This is a genomic window from Acidisoma sp. C75, from assembly GCF_054665095.1.
Genome location: NZ_BAAFHD010000001.1, coordinates 199,378 through 219,416 on the forward strand (window position 1 = coordinate 199,378; position 20,039 = coordinate 219,416).

A 20,039-nucleotide genomic window follows, 5' to 3' on the forward strand; every position below is an offset into this window, starting at 1 on the left:
CGGGCTGGGCGCCGCGTCATCGGCTGACTTGCTCCTCGCGCCTACCGCGCATGGCCGGGGAAAGGCTGCCGCTCCACCGGGGCCACGCACGGACCACAAGCCGGCATGACGAAGGGGGTATAGACCGCGACATTCGGATGACGGGGAGGGCGTAGTGGTTGCCCTCCACTTCAGGCCAGCGGGTCAGCCATAGGCGAGGGCGCGGCGCGGCGGCGGGGCTTCGGCCCCGCGGATCTGGAACTGGCCGATCAGCGTGGTCAGCGTCTCGGCCTCTTCCATCATGCCATGGCTTGCTGCCGTTGCCTCTTCAACCATAGCGGCGTTTTGCTGCGTCACCTGATCCATCTGGGTGACGGCAGTATTGACTTCCGAAAGGCCGGTCGCCTGCTCGCGCGCCGAAGCGGCGATATCGGAGAGCAGCTGGTTGAGCTGGCTAACATGATCGACGATGCGGGTGAGCGCGGTGCCGGTTTCATCGACGAGCTTGACCCCGGTGCGCACCTGCTGGTCCGCCGCCGAAATGAGGGTCTTGATCTCGCGCGCGGCATCGGCCGAGCGCTGGGCAAGCGCCCGCACCTCGGTCGCGACCACGGCGAAGCCGCGCCCGGCCTCGCCCGCCCGCGCCGCCTCGACGCCGGCATTCAGCGCGAGCAGATTGGTCTGGAAGGCGATCTCGTCGATCAGGCCGACGATGGTGCCGATCTGGCGGGAGGATTGCTCGATCCCGCCCATGGCGGTGATCGCATCATGCACCACCTTGCCGGACTCCTCGGCATCCGCCTTGGTGCGGGTCACGAGGCTATGGGCTTCCTGCGCGCCCTCGGCAGTTTTGCGCACCGCCATGGTAATGCCGTCCAGCGCGGCGGCGGTCTCTTCCAGCCCGGCCGCCTGCTGTTCGGTGCGGCGGGACAGATCGTTCGCCGCCTGCGCGATTTCGCTGGCGCCGGAGCGCACGCCCTCGCCGGTGCCGGTGATCGCCTGCATCGCCTCCTGCAGCTTCTCCATCGCGGTATTGAAATCCTCGCGCAGCTTCTCGTAATCGGCCGAGAAGGGCGTGGCGAGGCGGAACAGCAGATCGCCCGAGGAGAGCTTCGACAGCCCTTCGGCGACGGAGGAGACGACGCGCCCTTGCTCCCGCGCACGCTCCGCCCGCTCGGCCTCGGCCTCGGCGCGCTCCCGCGCGGTGAGGTCGCGCGTGTGTCTCGCTTCCTGCTCCAGCCGCTCCTTCTCCAGGGCCGCATCGCGGAAGACGCCAAGGGTCTTCGCCATTCGGCCCAGTTCGTCCCGCCGGTCTGCGCCAGAAATTGCGGTATCGAAATCCCCATGCGCCAGGCGTTCCATCGCCCGGGTGAGGCCGCCGAGCACCCGCGCGACGTTCCGCCGCATGAGGTAGATGATGAGCGCGAAAAGCAGTACGAGCGGCAGGATGATCGAGAGCATGCCTTCGAGACTGCCGATGACCTGCGCGCGCAGATCATCCACGTAAAGCCCACTGCCGATATACCAGCCCCAGGCGGGCACTGCCATCATATAGCTGATCTTGGGGGCCGGCACCGTGCCGCCGGCATGCGGGAAGTAATAGGACCGGTAGATGGGATGCCCGGCGCGCGCCGCGTCGATCAGCGGGGCGATGATGATCTTGCCGTAGGCATCGCGGACATTGAGGCGGTTGGTGCCGATCAATGCCGGATTGGGCATGGCGATGGTGACGCCGCTGCCATCATAAACAAAGAAGTAGTTGTCATGGCCGAAGCGCATGTTGACGAGGGAGGCCCGCGCGAGTGATTGCGCCTCGGCCTTCGTCATCACCCCCGTTTGGGCTGCATAGACGAAGCCATTGGTGAGGGTGACGGCGGCTTCCACCAGGTTCTTGACCTGCATTTTCTTCTGAGTGAGCGCCGCCTCATAGGTCGTCCTGAGGCCAATGCCCGCGGCGATCACCGTGATCAGCACGCCGATGATGCCGAGCAGCGTGAATTGATGGGTGATCGAGAGCCGCTTCAGCTTTTGCATGTAAACTCCGGACGAGCGATATGGCGCGCGTGGGCCTCGGCCGCGCCGTGGCACCGCCCACCCCCTATCATCCGGCTTATTACTTATCCGTGTTCACCCCGCCCAGGGCTGTTTCATTCCGGTGAAAGCATGCCGCGGCGCGCGGCGCGCTAGCACTCGGTGAAATTGACCGCGAGACCGCCGAGCGAGGTTTCCTTGTATTTGGACTGCATGTCGATCCCGGTCTGCCGCATCGTCTCGATCACCTGATCGAGCGAGATGCGATGCAGCCCGTCGCCATGGAGCGAGAGCGAGGCGGCGTTGATCGCCTTGATGGCGCCGAAGGCGTTGCGCTCGATGCACGGGATCTGCACCAGCCCCGCCACCGGATCGCAGGTCATGCCGAGGTGATGCTCCATGCCGATCTCGGCCGCGTTCTCGACCTGCAGGATGCTGCCGCCGAGGGCCGCCGTGAGCCCGGCCGCGGCCATCGAGCAGGCGACGCCCACTTCCCCCTGGCAGCCCATCTCCGCGCCCGAGATCGAGGCATTGATCTTGAACAGCGCGCCGATGGCCGCCGCCGTCAGCATGAAATCGCGCATGCCTTCGAGGGTCGCGCCCGGGCAATGGTCGCGATAATGCCGCAGCACGGCCGGCACCACGCCCGCGGCGCCATTGGTCGGCGCCGTCACCACCCGGCCGCCGGCGGCATTCTCCTCATTGACGGCGATGGCATAGAGGCTGACCTGATCCATCAACCCATGCGGCAGCGGCGCGTTGCTGCCCTTCGCCTGCTCGATCCGGGCCGAGAGCGCGCGCGCCCGGCGGCGGACGCGAAGGCCGCCGGGAAGCTCGCCCTCTTCCGCCATGCCACGGTCGATGCACTCCATCATCACGGCGATGATCGCGTCGAGCCGCCGCTCGATTTCCGCCTGCGGCAGGGCGGCGCGCTCGTTCGCCCACATCATCTGGGCGACCGAGAGGCCCGAGGCCTCGCCCATGCGCAGCATCTCGGCGCCGGTGGTGAAGGGGTAGGGCAGGGCGGCATCCGCGGCGCCGGCCAGCGGCGCGCCCACCTCATCCTCACGCGCGATGAAGCCGCCGCCGACCGAGCACCAGCGTTCGCTCAGCAGCACGCCGCCATCGGCGGCAAAGGCGGTGAGCACCATGGTATTGGCATGCACCGGGGTCGGCGCCTCTGTATCGAAGAGAATGTCGCGCGCCGGATCGAAGGCGATCCAGCCACGGCCGAGCGGCAGGCGGTGTGCGCCGCGCGTATCACCGATGATGCGCCGCGCCGCTTCCGCCGTCACCGCGTCCGGGCGTTCCCCGGCGAGGCCGAGGATGACGGCGGTATCCGTCGCATGGCCGCGCCCGGTCCAGGCGAGGGAGCCGAGCAGCCGCACCTCGATCCGCGCCGGCTCCGCGCCGAGCGCCGCGACGAAGGCGGCGGCCGCCTTCATCGGCCCCACCGTATGCGAGGATGAGGGGCCGATGCCGACCTTGAAGAGATCGAAAACGCTGATCATCCGGCTGTTCCCGGCTGAAGGTGGAGGAACCGGGGGGGCATCGGATCAGGCGCCGAATTCGCGCATATGCTCGGCGAGGAAGCCGCGCAGATAGGGCGCGAAGCTGCGCCAGACCTCGATGTGGAAACGCTCAGGCTCGGTCCGCCAGAGCACGATTTCCGCCTTGGCCAGGATCGTGCGCGTGCACATGCCGACGGGAAAGGCGCGGAGATCGAGATCGAGCGGATTGCCGCCGGCGAGCACGGTCGTCGCGTGGCGGCCGGAAAGGCCGAGCGCGACCTGGCGATTGCTGATCTCGACCAGGCTATGCGCGAGCCCGGCGAGCGCCGCGGCGGCTTCGGCGGCGAGCCGCCCGCCCTCATCGGGCAGCGCGAGGAGCAGCCACTCATCGGGGCCGAGCCAGAGGGCCGCGCGATCGCTGCCGAGCGCCGCGCGGCAGGCTTGCATCGGCAAGGCGAGGCCGAAGGCCCGGCCCATCGCTTCCGCCGCCGCCCGATCGCCGCGGAAATTGAATCGCGTGAAGGCGCCCAGGCTTTCCAGGCGCAGGCCCTCCGCCTCGATCACGCCGGTATCGGTGATATCAGAGAACATCGAGGCGCGCTCCCTCAGCATCGTAGAACACGGGCGAGACGATCTTGACCGCGATCCCCGCGCCGCCGGGCAGGGGTACATGCAGCGTCTCCCCCATCCGGCTGCGCCCGGCTTCCACCATGGCGAGCGCGATCGGATGGCCGAGCACCGCGCTCATATAGGACGAGGTGACATGGCCGAGCACGGTCATCGGCTTGGCCTGCTTCTGATCAGCCACAATCTGCGCGCCTTCCTCCAGCACCGTGCGGCCATCAGCGGAGAGCAGGCCGACGAGCTGTTTGCGCCTCGCATCCGTCATCGACGGGCGGGCCAGCGAACGCTTGCCGACGAAATCGCGCTTGGCCTTGCCGATCGCCCAGGTGAGGCCGACGTCATCCGGTGTCGCGGTGCCGTCCGTCTCCTGGCCGACGATGATGAAGCCCTTCTCGGCACGCAGCACATGCATCGTCTCGGTGCCATAGGCCGCCATGCCGTGCTTCTGCCCCTCGGCCCAGAGCGCTTCCCAGACCATGCGGCCGTGGGCGGCGGGAACGTTGACCTCGAAACCGAGTTCGCCGGTGAAGCTGACGCGGAAGAGGCGCGTCGGCACGCCGCAAATCCGCCCCTCGGCGACGGCCATATGCGGGAAGGCGGCCGGCGCGAGATCGATCCCTTCGACGAAGGGGGCGATGACGGCGCGCGCTTTCGGCCCCTGCACCGCGATGACGGACCATTCCTCGGTAATCGAGGTGAGCCAGACGCGCAGATCGCTCCACTCCGTCTGGAGGTAATCCTCCATCATGTTGAGTACGGAAGCCGCGCCGCCGGTCGTCGTCGTCACATGGAAGCGGTCTTCCGCCATGCGGCCGACCACGCCATCATCCAGCACGAAGCCATCTTCCCGCAGCATCACGCCGTAGCGGCAGCGGCCGAGGCCGAGCTTGGTCCAGGGGTTGATGTACATGCGGTTCATGAATTCGGCCGCATCCGGCCCCACCACCTCGATCTTGCCGAGGGTGGAGGCATCGAACAGGCCGACCCCGCTTCGCACCGCCTTGCATTCGCGGGCCACGGCCGCATGCATATCCTCACCCGCGCGGGGGAAGTAGCGGGCGCGCTTCCAGAGGCCGACATCCTCGAAAACCGCGCCCGCCGCCTCGGCCCAAGGATGGATCGCGGTGCGGCGGACGGGATCGAAGAGATCGCCCCGATTGGCGCCGGCGAAATTGCCGAAGGTCGTGGGGGTGAAGGGCGGGCGGAAGGTGGTGAAGCCGATATCGGGCACCGTCACGCCGCGCGCTTCGGCCATGATGCCGAGCATCGGCATGTTGCTGATCTTGCCCTGGTCGGTCGCCATGCCCGTCGTCGTATAGCGCTTGGCATGCTCGACTGAGCGGAAGCCCTCCCGCACCGCGAGCTTGAGGTCTTTCGCCGTGCTGTCGTTCTGGAAATCGACGAAGGCGCGCACCCGGGCGGCATCGCGGTTATGCGGCAGGGTGCCGAGGCGGGTCGAGAGATCGCCCGCGCCGCCGACTGTCACGAAATGCTGCGCCGGCACCGCATCCGAGCCCGCCGCCTGCGCCGCTTCCGCGCCGGCGCGAAAGCCGCCGCTCAGCGCTTCGCCGAGGCCGTAGAAACCGGCGGCCGCGCCCGCCGCGCGCAGGCGCTGGCCGGGGGCGACGGGGCCCGGCAGATAGGCTTCGCGCTCCGCATCCCAGGCGAGCTTGGATAGGGACTGCGAATAGAGGTGCAGCGTCGGCGTCCAGCCGCCGGCCATCAGCAGCAGATCGCAGGCGATATCCCGCGTCTGCCAGGCGCGCCCGGCCTCATCGACGCGGGCGACCGAGATGCCCTCGATGCGCAGCCGGCCGGCGGTGCCGCAGAGCGTGCGGCCGGTCTCGATCGGCAGGCCGAGCCGGCGCGCCTCCTCGAAGCTCTCGCCCGCCGGGGCCTGGCGCAGATCGGCGATGAGCGCGACCTCGACCCCGGCCTGCGCCAGCGCGAGCGCCGCGCGATAGCCGCTATCATTCGCGGCGGCGATGACGGCGCGTCGGCCGGGCTTCACCCCGTAGCGGTTGACGTAGGTGGCGGCGGCATCCGCGAGCAGGATACCCGGGCGGTCGTTCTCCGGGAAGGTCAGCGGCCGTTCGAAAGCGCCGGTCGCGATCACCACTTCGCCGGCCCGCACCTGCCACATCCGCTCGCGCGGGGATCGGCGGTCGGGCTCGGCCAGATGATCCGTCACCCGTTCGACGAGACCGACATGGTTGTGCGGGTAATAGCCGAAGGCGGTCGTGCGCGGCAGCAGGGTCACGTTCGGGCGGGCGGCGAGTTCGGCGAGCGTCTCGGCAAGCCAGGCCTGGGCCGGTTTGCCGGCGATTTCGGAGGTGAGATCGGCGAGGAGCGCGCCGCCCATCTCGGCCTGCTCGTCGCAGAGGATGACGCGCAGGCCGGCTTCGGAGGCGGCAAGCGCGGCGGCGAGGCCGGCCGGGCCCGCGCCCACCACCAGCACCTCGCAATGGGCGTGGCGCTGCAGATAGCGGTCGGGGTCGGGCGCGGTCGGCACGCGGCCGAGGCCGGCGGCGGAGCGGATGACCGGCTCATAGACCCGTTTCCAGAAGCTCTTCGGCCACATGAAGGTCTTGTAGTAGAAGCCGGCCGGGAACAGGCCGGCGAAGCGATCGTTGATGGCGCCGATATCGAAGGCGAGGCTCGGGCTGCGGTTCTGGCTGATCGCGGTGAGGCCGGCATAGAGTTCTACCTGCGTCGCCCGCAGATTGGGGGCCTCCTGCCCTGGGCCGCGGCTGATGCCGACGAGCGCGTTCGGCTCATCCGATCCCGCCGTCATCACCCCGCGCGGGCGGTGGTATTTGAAGGAGCGACCCATCAGATGCTGGCCGTTGGCGAGCAGGGCGGAGGCGAGGGTATCGCCGGCGCGGCCGGTATAGCGGCGGCCGTCGAAGGTGAAGGAGAGCGGCTTCGCCCGGTCGATCCGCCCGCCGGCGGGGGTGCGGCAGGGCTCGGTTTCGGTGCTGAGGGCGGGGGGCAGGATATCGGGCATCAGAGGCCACCGCTCTTGAGGATCTCGGGCTGGGGTTCGCCCGTCTTGTAGCTCGCCAGGATTTCGTCGGTCCCGGTATTGCGCAGGAGGTTGAAGAAGCGCGCGCAGCCATGGATATGGCGCCAGCGCTCGGCATGGATGCCGCGCTCGTTATCGCGCAGGTAGAGGAAGGAAGCCCATTCCGCATCCGAGAGAGGGGAGGGATCGACCGGGCGGGCGATATGCGCCTGGCCGCCATAGCGGAATTCGAGTTCCGGCCGCGGGCCGCAATGCGGGCAGGGGATGAGCAGCATGGCGATGCGCCTTAATGCGCGACGGCCGCGGCGGCGGCTTCGTCGATGAAATGGCCGGTCGTGAAGCGCTCGAGGCTGAAGGGCGCGTTGATCGGATGCGGCTCGTCGCGCGCGATGGTATGGGCGAAGAGATGCGCCGAACCCGGGGTCGCCTTGAAGCCGCCGGTGCCCCAGCCGCAATTGACGTAGAGGCCCGGCACCGGGGTCTTGGAGATGATCGGCGAGCGATCCGGCGTCGTATCGACGATGCCGCCCCAGTTGCGCAGCATCCGCAGGCGCCGATACATCGGCACCAGCTCGCAGATCGCATCGAGCGTATGGCTCGCGATATGCAGGCCGCCGCGCTGGGTGTAGCTCGTATAGGCGTCCGTTCCGGCGCCGATCACCATCTCGCCCTTGTCGGACTGGCTGATATAGGCGTGGATGGTGTTGGACATGACGACGCAGGGGAAATCCGGCTTCACCGGCTCCGAGACCAGCGCCTGCAGCGGGAAGCTTTCGAGCGGCATGCGTAAGCCAGCCATCGCCATCACCACGCTAGTATTGCCCGCCGCCGAGACGCCGACCTTTTTCGCGCGGATGAAGCCGCGCTCGGTCTCCACCCCCTCGACTGCGCCCGCGCTGTCGCGTCGGATGCCGGTGACGGCGCAGTTCTGGATGATATCGACACCCATCGCATCCGCAGCCCGAGCATAGCCCCAGACCACCGCATCATGCCGCGCCGTGCCGCCGCGCCGCTGCAAGGCGCCGCCCAGCACCGGGTAGCGGATGTTGCGGGAGATATTGAGCGGCGGGCAGAAGGCCTTGCACTCTTCCGCCGTCAGCCACTCGTTATCGACACCCGCCGCCTGATTGGCATAGACGTGCCGCTTGAAGACCTGCACGTCATGCACGGTATGCGCCAGCATGAGCACGCCGCGCGCCGAATACATGGTGTTGTAGTTCAGCTCCTGCGTCAGGTTTTCCCAGAGTTTCAGGGCGTGATCATAAAGGGCCGCGCTCTCGGCGAAGAGGTAGTTGGAGCGGATGATGGTGGTGTTCCGCCCGGTATTGCCGCCGCCGAGCCACCCCTTGTCGAGCACGGCGATGTTGCGCAGCCCATGCTCTTTGGCGAGATAATAGGCCGCCCCCATGCCATGGCCGCCGCCGCCGACGATGATCGCGTCGTATTCCGCCTTCGGCTCCGGCTCGCGCCAGAAGGGCTTCCACCCCTGATGGCCGGCCAGCGCATGACGGAAGAGGGAGAGGCCTGAGAAGCGTTGCATGGGACCGATCGGTTCGTATTGCAATGGCGTGAATTGGTGCGCCGCGCCCATCGCCAAGGCCAGAACGCAGGTGCCCCGCGATTTGAACGGAGACGACGGCGCCGGATGCGCCCCGATGGCGGACGGGTTCAGCGCCTGAGGCGATAGAGGATGTGAGGCCGCAGCGGGTCGTCCTCGGCGAGCGCCGGGTGGTCGAAGGAGCCGACATAGTCCATGCCGAGCCGCTCCATGACGCGCCAGGATGGCCGGTTCTCGGGCACAGTCAGCGCGAGGATTTCGGAGAGATTGAGCGTTTCGAAGCCCCAGGCGATGGCGGCGCGCGCCGCTTCGGTGGCATAGCCGCGGCCCCAGAAGGCGCGGGTCAGCCGCCAGGCGACTTCGATCGCAGGCGTGAAATCGGCTTCGAAGCGGATGCGCTGCAGCCCGAGGGCGCCGACGAAGGCGCCGGTCGCGCGCTCTTCCAGCACCCATTTGCCGCAGCCGTGCTCGGCCCAGTCCTTGAGCGTATGCTCGATATAGGCATCCGTCTCCGCTGCGCTCTTCGGTCCGCCGACCAGACGCATGGTTTCAGGGTCGGCGTTCTGGGCGGCAAACGGCGTGCGGTCGCCCTCCCGCCAGCCGCGCAGCAGGAGCCGCTCGGTGAGAAGCTCGGGGATCGCTGGGGTGGGGCGGCCGCTCATCGTGTCAGCGGCTCGGCCAGGGTTAGGCCGGGCGCCTGCCCGCTCGCGGCGACGGTGAGGCCGATCACCCCCCATTGCCCCGCAGCACTCTCGACCAGAACGGGCCCGCCGCTCGCCCCCGGCAGGGCGGGGCAATCATCGAGCAGCAGGCGGTGGCCGCCGCCATCGAGGCCGGTTTTGAGCAGGCGGCAGCGCGCCGCTTGCAGGATTTCATCATGCCCCCGCTCGTAGCCGGCAATGAAGACGCGGCTGCCGGGCGGTGGCAGGGCGGCCGCGAAGGGGAGTTCCGCATGGGCCGCGCCGAGCGGGTGGTCGAGGATGAGGAAGGCGCGGTCGAGGCCGAGCGTCCGCTGTTCGTGCCGGGGATCGAAGGCCGGCGAGATCACGAAGCGAATGGCTTGGGCGGCACCCGCATAGGCGCCGCGATCGTAGCGCCAGAGGAAATGCACAGCGCCCGGCGGCAGGTAGCGCCCGGTCTCGGGCCGGTAGAGGCAATGCGCCGCCGTCAGCACCAGATCGGGCCTCAGCAGGAAGCCAGTGCAGCGGGTGCCGAAATCGCTCTGCACCCGGCCGAGGGACCGCCAGGGCGCCAGGGCCAGGGCATCGCCGGTGACGGGGCTCAAGCTGGGTCCGAGCCTCGGCTCCGCCAAGAGGCCGGAGGCGGGGCCGGTAGGGGAGGAGGCATGGCCGGCACAGGCCCAGAAGGGGATAGCGAGGGCCGCGAGCAAAAGGGCACCAAGCCTTGCCCGGAGCGGCGCGGCCAAGCGGCTCATCGCCGCTCGCCGCCGAGGCGCCGGCTGATCGCCTGCCACAGGCCGCCAGAGCGCTTGGCCGTATCCGCCGGCGGCGCGGGCGGTCTCTGCGAGGGGAGGCCGGCCTTCTCCCGCTCGGCCTGCTGCTTGGCGAGCATGTCTTCCAGGCTGAAGGATCGGGTCGTGCGGTTTTCCAGCTGGTGCCGCAGCTTGGCAGCCTCGGCCTCATTGCCCCGGCGCGTTTCGAGATCGATCAGCATGCGCAGCACGGTCGGATCGCCCCCGCGGTAGGAGCGCATCTCCTCGCCGATCTCGGCCGCCCGATCGTAGTCCTCGTAGTGCAGATAGAGCCAAAAAAGATGGTAATGACCGTTACACAGCCCTTGGGAATGGCTTATCGCATCCCTGGCCCAGGCGATCGCTCCGGCCCTGTCGCCCGCATCGCGAAGACGGGTCGAGACCGCGAGACAGAATTCCATTGAGCGCCGGAGGGTAAAATCCTGCAGGGGATCGAGCGGGCCGGGCACCTTGCCCTCATAGGCGCTGAGGCTGGTGATCAGCGGCAGCGTCTCCAGGGTAATCACGAGAAGATCGCGCGCCATCAAACTCTCGAGATCGGCCGCCATGAAATTATTCTCGAGCACCACCAGGAAGGGAATATTCCATTGCCGGACTTCCCTGTTCGATTCTTCGATCGCGTTGATGATGCGGGCGGGATTCTCATAGATCGCGCGCGTCTCGTCGAGGCACTTGACGAGGATCTCCATCCCCTCGATCCGGACGGATAGATCGTGGTTGCCGTCTCTGCGCTCCGTCCGCCAGCCTGCCCGGCGAAAGGCCTGGTCCACGGTCTTGATCAACTCGATGAGCTGCGGTGGGTTGACGATGGATGCCATGGTTCGGTCATGCTCCCCGGTGACGGAGCGGCCAGCGCCTTCGCCACACTCCGTGGGCTGAGTAGCCTCAGAAGGGCCGTTCAGCCAAGCCACATCCGTCGCCCGCGCATCCGCCCCGCCGCCTGCGCACTGGCGCGGATGCGCCCTTCCGCCGCATTCTGCCGCCGTTCCATCGGAGGAGAGAAGCGCGCCATGGCAGTACCGCCCTTCGGCATGACCGTCTGCGGCATCGACGAGCTCGGCGGCCATGCCGCCCTCGGCGCCACCCACGTCCTCTCGATCCTCGACCCCGATTATCCGGTGCCCGAGGCTTTCGGCCAATATGGCGAGCATGCCCGGCTCGAATGCCGCTTCCATGACATCATCGAGCCGGTGCCGGAGATGATCGCGCCGCGCCGGGAGGATATCCACCGCATCCTCGCCTTCGGGCGGAGCCTCGCGCAGGAGCCGCATCCGCCGGCAACCCTGCTCGTGCATTGCCATGCCGGCGTCTCCCGCTCCACCGCCTCGATGGCGCTGATCCTGGCGCAGGCGATGCCCGAGGTGCCGGCCGCCGAGATCCTCGCCACCCTCTATGGCATGCGCGACAAGGCCTGGCCCAACCTCCTGATGATCGAGATGGGCGATGCGCTGCTCGGGCGCGACGGCAGCCTCGTCGAGGCGGCCTTCGGCCTCTATCGCTTGCAGCTTGAGCGTAAGCCGCAGCTTGGCAGGATGATGCGGGATTTCGGGCGCGATCGGGAGGTGGAAGGTGCTGCGCAGCGGCTGCCCCTGCTGACCTGAGCGGGGGCCGCGCGCCCGCCGCGTTATGCCGGGGCGAAGCCCTCCAGCAGGCCGCGATAGGCTTTGGCGGCCGGCCGCGCATAGCCCGCGACCTTGGAGGTGGTGAGGCCGAGGCCCACCAGGGCTTCTGCCAGCTTCACCGCCGCCGCCACGCCATCGATCACCGGCAGGCCCATCTCCGCCGTCAGATCGCGCGCGAGATCGGCCATGCCGGCGCAGCCGAGCAGGATGCACTCCGCCCCATCCTCCTCAATCGCGCGGCGGATCTCGGCCCGCACGCGGCCGACGGCGCCGCTCGCCGGATCTTCGAGGGCGAGCACCGGCACGCCCGCCGCCCGCGCGCGCCCGCGCCCCTCCATGCCGTAGCGGCGGATCAACCCCTCCATGGCGGGGAGCGAGACGGCCTGCGTCGTCACGATCGTGAAGCGATGGCCGAGGAAAGCCGCGAGCCGCATCGCCGCCTCGCAGATGCCGATGACGGGAATGGCCACCGCAGCGCGGCAGGCATCGATGCCGGGATCGTCGAAACAGGCGACGATCGCGGCCTCCGCTCCGCGCGCCGCCCCGGCCATCACCTCGCCGAGCAGGCCGGGCAGGCAGAAGGCCTCGTCGTAGAAGCCTTCGATGCTGACCGGCCCCATCGCCGGGTTGACCGCCTCGATCACGCTGCCGGGGGCTGCGACGGAGCGTGCGGCGGCGCCGATCTTCTCCGTCATCGAGGCGGTGGTGTTCGGATTTACAACCAGAAGCTGCATGCGCTCAGCCGAGTTTGGCCGCGCGCCGGCGGCGGATGATGGCCATGGTGGTCATCGCGATGATGATGACGAGGGCCGAGAAGGCGGTGGTGAGCGTGCCGAGCGCATAGATCACCGGGGTCGTCACATTCGCCGTCATCGCGAAGATTTCGAGCGGCAGGGTATTGGCGTCTCCCGCCGTCATCATCGTGCGGGGAAACTCGTCGTAGGAGAGCGAGAAGCCGAAAAGCGCGATGCCAATGACGCCGGGCAGGATGATCGGTAGCACCACGTTGCTGAAGCTCGCCCAAGGCCCGGCGCCGAGATCCCGCGCCGCTTCCTCCCAGGATTTGTTGAAGCGGTTGAAGACGGCGAACATGATGAGCAGGCCGAAGGGGATGGTCCATGTCAGCTGCGCGCCGAAAGCCGAGCTGTACCAGGCAGGATCGAGCCCGAGCTGGCTGAACAGCAGCCCGATGCCGAGGCTGACCAGGATCGAGGGCACGATGAGGCTCGCCACCACGAGGTAGAAGAGCAGCGTGGCGCCCGGGAAGCGGCGGCGGAAGGCCATGCCGCCGGCGACCGAGACGACGACGTTGGCGACCATCACCATGAAGGCCAGCGTCAGCGAGCGGAGGATCGAGCCGCCGAAATCCCCCACCATCTGCTGCTGGAAGAGCGCGTGGAACCAGTGCAACGAAAAGCCGCGCATGGGAAAGGTGAGGCCGCCGCCCGGCCCCTGGAAGGAGAGGATGATGATGGTGGCGATCGGCCCATAGAGAAAGAGCACGAAGGCCGCGAAGAGGGCGGCCAGGATATAGAAGGAGGGGCCGCGCTTATCCCGCCGCATCGCTCAAAGCTCCTTGCGAATGTCGATCACGCGCAGGATGAGGAAGACCATCACCAGCACGAGGGCGAGCAGGATCACGGCATTGGCCGCCGCCGCCGGATATTGCAGAAGCGAAATTTCGTTCTGCATCATGGTGCCGACCGAGGCGCTCTGCCCGCCGCCCATGATGCTGACCGTCACGAAATCGCCCATGACGAGGGTGAGCACGAAGATGGTGCCGATGCCGATGCCGCTTTTGGAGAGCGGCAGGATGACGTTCCAGATCGTCTGCCAGAAGCCGGCGCCGTTATCCCGTGCGGCTTCGAGGAGCGAGCGGTCGATCCGCATCATCGAGTTGAAGATCGGCGTCACCATGAAGAGCGTGTTGAGGTGGATGAAGGCGAGGATGATGGCAAACGGGCTGTAGAGCAGGAAGGTCAGCGGATGGTGGATGATGTGCAGGTCGAGCAGCAGGGAGTTGACGATGCCGTTCCGCCCGAGCGCCGGAATCCAGGAGATGGTGCGGATGATGTTGGAGGTGAGGAAGGGCACCGAGCAGACGAGGAAGAGCGCCATCTGCCAGGTGACGCTGCGCACCTCGAAGGCGAGGAAATAGGCGATCCAGAAGCCGAGGAAGAGGGTGATCGCCCAGGTGAAGGCGGCGTAGCGGAGCGTGATCGCGAAGGTGCGCCAGGTCACCGCCGAGGAGAGCGCCTGGACGTAGTTGCTGATCACGAAACGCCAGATGATCTGCACCGAATCGTAGTCGAGGAAGCTCACCACGATCAGCATGAGGATCGGCACGACGAGAAAGACGCCGAGGATGACGGCGAGCGGTGCGGCGAGCAGCAGCGCACCGGCGGAGGATCCGCCGATGCCGCCCAAGCGCCTCAGCCGCGCCCCTGCCAGGGTGCGCGGCGCGGCTCTCTCCACGCTCGTGCTCACGCCGCGGCGAACTCGTTCCACTTCTGGATCAGGTAGCGGTCGTGATCCATGACCGAATTCCAGCAGGCGACATGGCCCATGCGATCGTAGAAGGAGCCGCCGTCGCGCTTGTCCCCCACCTTGGCGATCTGCTGGCCCTGCGGGCTCATGATCGGCGCGGTGGCGGGCTTGCCCTCCATCCAGTAGCCCCACTCATTGGCCGTCATGTATTTCTGCGCCGTGGTCAGCACCGCCGAGTAATAGCCCTGGCGGTTGAGATAGGCGCCGGTCCAGCCGGAGAGATACCAGTTCATGTATTCATAGGCCGCATCGCGCTTGAGGCCGGTGAGATGCTTGGCCATGCCGAGCCCGCCGCCCCAGCCGCGATAGCCTTCCGCGAGCGGCTGGAAGACGCAGGGAATGCCCTTGGCGCGCACCGCGGTGACGGCCGGGGACCACATGGACTGGATGACGACCTCGCCCGAGGACATCAGATCGACGCTTTCCTCGAAGCTCTTCCAGAAGGCGCGGAACTGGCCGGCCTTCTTCTGCTCGATGAGGAAGGCGATCGTCTTGTCGATCTCCTGCTTCGTCATGTTGCCCTTGTCGCCGTATTTCCAGAGGCCGAGGCTCTCGATCGTCATCGCCGCATCCATGATGCCGATCGAGGGGATGTTGATGATGGCGGCACGGCCCTTGAAGGCGGGGTCCACCAGTTCCTTCCAATGGGTGATCGGCTTGCCGACGAGATCGGGGCGGATGCCGAGCGTATCGGCGTTGTAGATCGTCGGGATCAGCGTCATCCATTCGGTGGGAGCGGGGGCGAATTTCTTCGATTCCGCGCCTTCCACATAGCTCACCTTGCAGGGCGCGGTGCCCTGGCCGACGACCGAGGTCGGCGTGAGCTTGCCGGTTTTGAACAGCGGCACGATCTCGTTGTAATAGGTGAGCTTCTTGACATCGAGCGGCTGCAGCCGGCCGGTCGGGAAGACCTTCTTGACGATGAAGTATTCGATATCGGCGATATCGTAGCTGTCGGGCTGGGTGATGGCGCGGGTGGCCGCGGCATCGGTATCCATCGCCGTCATCGAGAGGGTGATGCCGGTATCCTTCTTGCACTGGTCGGCGATGGCATTAAGGTTGGAAACCCCGGTGCCGAACTGGCGCAGCGTGATGTTCTTGATGTTCTGCGCCCAGATCGTCGGGAAGCCGGTGATGGCGCCGGAACCGACGGCGGTGCCGGCGAGACCGGCCGCACCCTTGAGCAGACCGCGGCGATTGATCGTCTTCTTCGTCATGTCTTTGAAATCCTCCAAGAGATCGAAATGTCAGGCGGAAAGCGGCTGGGCATCCTCGGCCGCCCAGACAAGGCGCACTTCGGCGCCGGTCTGCAGCGGGGCCGCGAAATACTGGTCGTCCGGCAGAAGGGCGATCATCTCGCCCGCTTCGCCCTCGGCGCGCACGCCGACCTTCACCTGCGCGCCGAGATATTCGATCGAGGTGACGGGGCCGGCGATGCCGGGCGTGGCGCCGGCCGGGGCATTGGGGTTGGCGATGATGCGGCAACGATCGGCGCGGACGGCGATCGCCCCTTCCGGCGCGCGGATGACATTGTGGCCGCCCATGAAGCGGGCGATGAAGGCGGTGGCAGGCGCGTTGAATACCGCCCGCGGCGCGCCGGATTGCACGATCACCCCATGATCCATGACGACCACGAGATCGGAAAGCGCCAGCGCCTCCTCCTGGCTGTGGGTGACGTGAATGAAGCTGATGCCAAGCTCCTGCTGCAGGCGCCTCAGTTCTTCGCGCATCGCGCCGCGCAGGAAGGGATCGAGGGCGGAAAGCGGCTCGTCCAGCAGCAGCACCTTCGGCCGGGTGATGAGCGCGCGGGCGAGTGCCACCCGCTGCTGCTGGCCGCCGGAAAGCTGGGCGGGCAGCCGCGCGGCATAGGGGCCCATCTGCACCATATCGAGCAGCTTGCGCGCCTCCGCCCGGCGGGTTGCCTTATCCACACCCCGCATCTTGAGCCCAAAGGCGACATTGTCCACGCAGTTGAGATGCGGGAAGAGGGCGTAGCTCTGGAACATCATCGCCGTGCCGCGGCGCACGGGCGGCAGCCCGCTCACATTCTGCCCGGCGATGATGATATCGCCTTCCGAAATATCCTCGTGCCCCGCGATCATGCGCAGTGTCGAGGTTTTGCCGCAGCCGGAGGGGCCGAGCAGGCAGCAATAGGTGCCCTTGGGGATGCGGAGCGAGATATTCTCGACCGCGACGGTGCCGCCGTAGCGCTTGGTGACAGCGATCAGCTCAACATCGGGTAGCGCACTCACGATGGCATGCCTCGCGGAAGATGAATGGCAGGCGCGGCCCGGAGGGAGCGGCCCCGGGGCATCGCCCCGAGGGATGCCACCCCCGACCCTCGCCCCGCTCTTCACGCAAATGCCGTGCCAAGCCTGCGGGCAGGCGCGGGCGCCGTGGCCCCGGGGCGGTGGCGCTCCGATCTGCCTCCAAATCGGCAAACTGTGTACACTTTCTGGGCGGGTGGCGGCTGCCCATCGCGTCAGCCCGCCTGGAGAGCTTCGCGAGGCCGATCGCGGCGGGCGGAAGGGGCGCAGCGGGGGCGCCCGCAGGCGATGGGTGCGCGATGGCGCAGCTGCGCGCGTCCGCGAAGCGGCTTCTGCCGCACGCCGCAAGGAAAAGGGGGAGATCAGGCGGGGCGCTGGGCGGAGCGCCAGGCAGCAAGGCCGCGGCTTGGCCGCAGCGGCGGGGCTATTCCACGCTTCTGCCAGGAAGGGCGCGCGGCTCCAGGGCCGCGCGCGGTCAAGCTTCGGCTACTTGCCCTTCATGACGAAGAGGCCCACCCAGCTCTGCACCTTGCCGTTGTAGATACGGAATTTATAGCCGATCGGCCGGTGGGTGCCGTTGGAGAGGGTGGCGATGGCGAGGCAGGCGACCTCGGTATCGTTCTGCTTGTCGGTCGTGATGCCGGCAAGATCCGTCACCGTGAAGGGGGCGTTGGATTTCTTGAGGGCGAAGGCGATGCCGCTGCGCGCCTCTGGGCTGTCGCAGGCAGGCAGGCTCGGCGCGGCGAGGGCAGCCCCTGCCGTCAGGCAAAGCATCAGCGCCGCGGCGCTGGCAGTCAAAGCGGGTTTCATTCCGTCTCTCCGATGAAGAAGGGCGGAGCCTACACCGCCCGGCCAGGGCTCACGGTCAAGAAACGAAGAAACCGCCCTCCGGCACGAAGCCGAAGGGCGGTGTCGCGTCTCAGAGCTTTTTCAGATTCGCGGCAGCTTGCTTACCGCGCTCCGTCGCGATGTCGAAGCTCACCCGATCTCCCTCGTTCAGGGTCTTGAGCCCAGCCGCCTGGACCGCGGTGATGTGCAGGAACACATCCTTGCCGCCGTCCTGGGGCGTAATGAAGCCGTACCCCTTGTCCATGTTGAACCACTTAACGGTCCCAGTCGCCATAATCCGTCGCGCTCCGCGTTGAAGAATGTCAGGAATAGCCATGCAAACGGCCCCGCGCTACCCCCTCCTCAATTATTGTTGAGAGGAGGGAGACGGCAAACGCGCACCTCCCCCACCAGAAAGGGCGCTTCCGCCCGGCCTTTTCCGGTGTATTAAGCCCCGATCGCGACAACAAACGGCGGCATGGCTCCGGCGCCCCGGGCGCGGTGCCATGGCCGGCGGCAGAGAGAAAGAGAGTATGGCTGGCTTTAAGGCAAATAACTTCATCGACCGCCGCGACGCGGCTCTCAAGGCGAAACAAGCCCTTCTCGAAAAGTTCAAGTCCCGGCCGCAGGGGGATCATCCCCGCCTCGTCGCGATCGCCGAGGAACGCAAGCGGATCGCCGAGCAGCGCGCCATCCGCGATGCCGAGCGCGAGCAGCGCCGCGCCGCGGACAAGATCCGCCAGGCTGAGGAAGCCGAGCGCCGCAGGATCGAGGAGGAGGCGCGGATCGAGGCCGAACTCCTCGCCGCCGAAGCCGCGCGCGAGGCCGAACTCGAACTCAAGGCCAAGCAGAAAGCAGCCCGCGACGCGCGCTACGCCGCCCGCAAGGCGCGCCGCCGCTGATCGGGGGCCGCCTCCCGGCTGCGAATCGGCCGGGTCCGGCCGCGGCGATCCTGCAAGCAGCCATCCTGCGAGGCCCGATCCCCGTGACGCGCAGGGGGATGGCGGCCTGAGGCGCGGCGTCGTCCGCCGCGGCCATCCCCGCCTTGTGCAGCCTCTCCTCGGTCGCCCCGCGCCCCGCCGCGCGACGCTCGGGGTGCGGGTCTATCCCGCCCATCCCCTGGCTCGGCGGGGCGGTCGTATGATACCCTTCCGCAATGAATGGCGGCCTCCTCCTCTCCGGCCCGGCGCTCGGCGGGTTGCTCCTGCTCGGCGGGCTCGCGCTGGCGCTCGGCGCGCCCTTGGCCTTCTGGCCGGCGCTCGGCCTCATCCCGCTCGGCCTCGGCCTTGCGCTCGCCCTGCGATTCCCCGGGGCGGCGACCGCCCTCTGGCTCATCGTCACCGCCACGGGGCCCGAGATGTGGCTCGCCGATCTGCTCCATATCGCCAATCCGGAAGGCATTCTCGGCCTGGAAAAGGGGGCCGGCCTCGTGCTCGCGCTGCTCTGCCTGCTGCGTTTCGGCGCCCGCGCCGATCCGGTGAACCCGGCGCTCGCCTATCCGGTGATGGGCCTCGGCGGGCTCCTCCACGGCTTCTGGCCGGGGCTGACGCTGGAGGCCGCGCTCCGCAGCGTCATCGGTTCCATGGCGCCCTTCGCCTTCGGCTTCGTCCGCCTGCCGCTCTCCTGGTGCCGGGCGGTGATCGGCGCCAGCATCGCGGCGCCTTTCGCCGTGGTGCTGTTCGGCGGGGTGCTGAGCCTCGCCGGGCTGCGGCCGCTCTATGAAATGCAGGATGGCGCGCTCCGCTTCGGCGCCTCCAGCCTGCCGGCGGTGCTGGCCGGTTTCTGCCTCACCAGCATCTACGCCTTGGTGCTGGAGCAGTTGCGTGGGGCGAAGCCGTGGCATCTGGCGCTGCTGGTGGCCGACGGGCTGATCCTCCTCGCCACCGGCGCGCGCGGGCCGCTCGCCCTCGCTGCGCTGGTGGTGCTGCTCTCCGCCGCCTGCATCAGAAGCCCCGCCTGGCCCTGGCGGCTGCGCGTGCCGCTGCTGCTGGGCGGCTTCCTCGCCCCGGCGCTCGCCATCATCGCCGCCCCGCTGCTCGGCTTCGTGCGGCTGCTCACCCTCGCCGAGCAGGGGGATGTGACGAGCCTCAGCAACCGCATGCTGATCTGGCCGATCTACGAACATGCCTTCGCCCTCTCCCCCTGGATCGGCTGGGGCACGGGTTCGGGCAAGGTGGTGGTGCCGCTCGGCACGCTGCTCTTCCAGCTGCTCGGCACCAATGCGGCGCATGACGAATATCTGCGCATCGCGGTGGAGGGCGGCGGCCTCGGCCTCGGCCTCCTCATTCTGCTCTTCATCCTCTGGTGGCGGCGGGGCCTCCACCGCATGCCGCGTGCCGAGGCGCGCTTCCTCTGGCTGGTGCTGCTGGCCTTCGCGCTGCATTCGGCGACCGACAATACCCTCATCGCGACGACCGCGAGCCTCACCTTCACCTGGGTGACGGCGGCGATGATCCGTGCCGAACGCGAGGCGGAGGGGCGGCTGTTTCCGGCCTGAGCCGGCGCGAGGGCGACCGTGCGCCCTGCCTCGCTACCTCCCAGCATGGCCGCACCAA

Annotated in this window: 19 protein-coding genes; 3 read left to right on the forward strand and 16 right to left on the reverse strand. The window is 68.0% G+C overall.

Annotated features, from left to right (window positions below; all coding sequences use genetic code 11):
- Window positions 1–183: 183 nt before the first annotated feature.
- The 9 genes from ACYQ7X_RS00890 to ACYQ7X_RS00930 form a co-directional block, all read right to left on the reverse strand.
- Window positions 184–2,013 (reverse strand): methyl-accepting chemotaxis protein, encoded by a 1,830-nt coding sequence (locus ACYQ7X_RS00890; RefSeq protein ID WP_459694930.1) that lies wholly within the window; start codon window positions 2,011–2,013, stop codon window positions 184–186.
- A gap of 149 nt (window positions 2,014–2,162) precedes the next feature.
- The gene (locus ACYQ7X_RS00895) at window positions 2,163–3,521 is read right to left on the reverse strand and encodes an L-serine ammonia-lyase (protein ID WP_459694931.1); all 1,359 of its coding nucleotides are present in this window, start codon (window positions 3,519–3,521) and stop codon (window positions 2,163–2,165) included.
- Between the two features lie 45 nt (window positions 3,522–3,566).
- Complete coding sequence (locus tag ACYQ7X_RS00900) at window positions 3,567–4,112, reverse strand: sarcosine oxidase subunit gamma (protein ID WP_459694932.1); 546 nt, start codon at window positions 4,110–4,112, stop codon at window positions 3,567–3,569.
- Complete coding sequence (locus ACYQ7X_RS00905) at window positions 4,102–7,152, reverse strand: sarcosine oxidase subunit alpha family protein (protein ID WP_459694933.1); 3,051 nt, start codon at window positions 7,150–7,152, stop codon at window positions 4,102–4,104. Before ACYQ7X_RS00905 ends, ACYQ7X_RS00900 begins: the two co-directional genes overlap by 11 nt.
- Complete coding sequence (locus ACYQ7X_RS00910; protein WP_459694934.1) at window positions 7,152–7,445, reverse strand: sarcosine oxidase subunit delta; 294 nt, start codon at window positions 7,443–7,445, stop codon at window positions 7,152–7,154. Before ACYQ7X_RS00910 ends, ACYQ7X_RS00905 begins: the two co-directional genes overlap by 1 nt.
- A gap of 11 nt (window positions 7,446–7,456) precedes the next feature.
- Entirely contained in the window at window positions 7,457–8,710 is a 1,254-nt protein-coding gene (locus ACYQ7X_RS00915) for a sarcosine oxidase subunit beta family protein (RefSeq protein WP_459694935.1), read from the reverse strand.
- A 128-nt stretch (window positions 8,711–8,838) separates the two neighbouring features.
- The gene (locus ACYQ7X_RS00920; RefSeq protein ID WP_459694936.1) at window positions 8,839–9,390 is read right to left on the reverse strand and encodes a GNAT family N-acetyltransferase; all 552 of its coding nucleotides are present in this window, start codon (window positions 9,388–9,390) and stop codon (window positions 8,839–8,841) included.
- Window positions 9,387–10,013 carry a trypsin-like serine peptidase gene (locus tag ACYQ7X_RS00925; protein WP_459694937.1) on the reverse strand — a complete coding sequence of 209 codons (627 nt, stop codon included), beginning with the start codon at window positions 10,011–10,013 and terminating at the stop codon, window positions 9,387–9,389. Before ACYQ7X_RS00925 ends, ACYQ7X_RS00920 begins: the two co-directional genes overlap by 4 nt.
- Before the next feature lie 146 nt (window positions 10,014–10,159).
- Entirely contained in the window at window positions 10,160–11,038 is an 879-nt protein-coding gene (locus tag ACYQ7X_RS00930) for a tetratricopeptide repeat protein (RefSeq protein ID WP_459694938.1), read from the reverse strand.
- 192 nt (window positions 11,039–11,230) lie between these two features.
- Here ACYQ7X_RS00930 and ACYQ7X_RS00935 point away from each other — a divergent pair, with 192 nt between their 5' ends.
- Entirely contained in the window at window positions 11,231–11,821 is a 591-nt protein-coding gene (locus ACYQ7X_RS00935; protein WP_459694939.1) for a tyrosine phosphatase family protein, read from the forward strand.
- 23 nt (window positions 11,822–11,844) lie between these two features.
- Here the strand turns inward: ACYQ7X_RS00935 and ACYQ7X_RS00940 are convergent, their stop codons facing one another.
- From ACYQ7X_RS00940 to ACYQ7X_RS00970, 7 genes are all read right to left on the reverse strand, one after another.
- A complete protein-coding gene (locus ACYQ7X_RS00940; protein ID WP_459694940.1) occupies window positions 11,845–12,576 on the reverse strand; it encodes an aspartate/glutamate racemase family protein in 732 nt (243 codons plus the stop codon).
- Window positions 12,577–12,580: 4 nt separating this feature from the next.
- The gene (locus ACYQ7X_RS00945) at window positions 12,581–13,405 is read right to left on the reverse strand and encodes an ABC transporter permease (protein ID WP_459694941.1); all 825 of its coding nucleotides are present in this window, start codon (window positions 13,403–13,405) and stop codon (window positions 12,581–12,583) included.
- Between the two features lie 3 nt (window positions 13,406–13,408).
- The gene (locus ACYQ7X_RS00950) at window positions 13,409–14,329 is read right to left on the reverse strand and encodes an ABC transporter permease (RefSeq protein ID WP_459694942.1); all 921 of its coding nucleotides are present in this window, start codon (window positions 14,327–14,329) and stop codon (window positions 13,409–13,411) included.
- Window positions 14,326–15,606, reverse strand: a complete 1,281-nt coding sequence (locus ACYQ7X_RS00955; RefSeq protein ID WP_459694943.1) for an ABC transporter substrate-binding protein — start codon at window positions 15,604–15,606, stop codon at window positions 14,326–14,328. Before ACYQ7X_RS00955 ends, ACYQ7X_RS00950 begins: the two co-directional genes overlap by 4 nt.
- A gap of 30 nt (window positions 15,607–15,636) precedes the next feature.
- Complete coding sequence (locus tag ACYQ7X_RS00960) at window positions 15,637–16,641, reverse strand: ABC transporter ATP-binding protein (protein ID WP_459694944.1); 1,005 nt, start codon at window positions 16,639–16,641, stop codon at window positions 15,637–15,639.
- Between the two features lie 501 nt (window positions 16,642–17,142).
- Window positions 17,143–17,466 carry a hypothetical protein gene (locus ACYQ7X_RS00965; protein WP_459694945.1) on the reverse strand — a complete coding sequence of 108 codons (324 nt, stop codon included), beginning with the start codon at window positions 17,464–17,466 and terminating at the stop codon, window positions 17,143–17,145.
- Window positions 17,467–17,575: 109 nt separating this feature from the next.
- Window positions 17,576–17,779, reverse strand: coding sequence for a cold-shock protein (locus tag ACYQ7X_RS00970; RefSeq protein WP_459694946.1), 204 nt, complete (start codon window positions 17,777–17,779; stop codon window positions 17,576–17,578).
- Window positions 17,780–18,017: 238 nt separating this feature from the next.
- On the opposite strand from ACYQ7X_RS00970, the gene ACYQ7X_RS00975 reads away from it, so the two are divergent.
- Together ACYQ7X_RS00975 and ACYQ7X_RS00980 are read left to right on the forward strand one after the other, a co-directional pair.
- Window positions 18,018–18,386: a DUF6481 family protein gene (locus tag ACYQ7X_RS00975; protein ID WP_459694947.1), complete on the forward strand. Its 369-nt coding sequence runs from the start codon at window positions 18,018–18,020 to the stop codon at window positions 18,384–18,386.
- A 254-nt stretch (window positions 18,387–18,640) separates the two neighbouring features.
- The gene (locus ACYQ7X_RS00980; RefSeq protein ID WP_459694948.1) at window positions 18,641–19,981 is read left to right on the forward strand and encodes an O-antigen ligase family protein; all 1,341 of its coding nucleotides are present in this window, start codon (window positions 18,641–18,643) and stop codon (window positions 19,979–19,981) included.
- The last annotated feature ends 58 nt before the right edge of the window (window positions 19,982–20,039 follow it).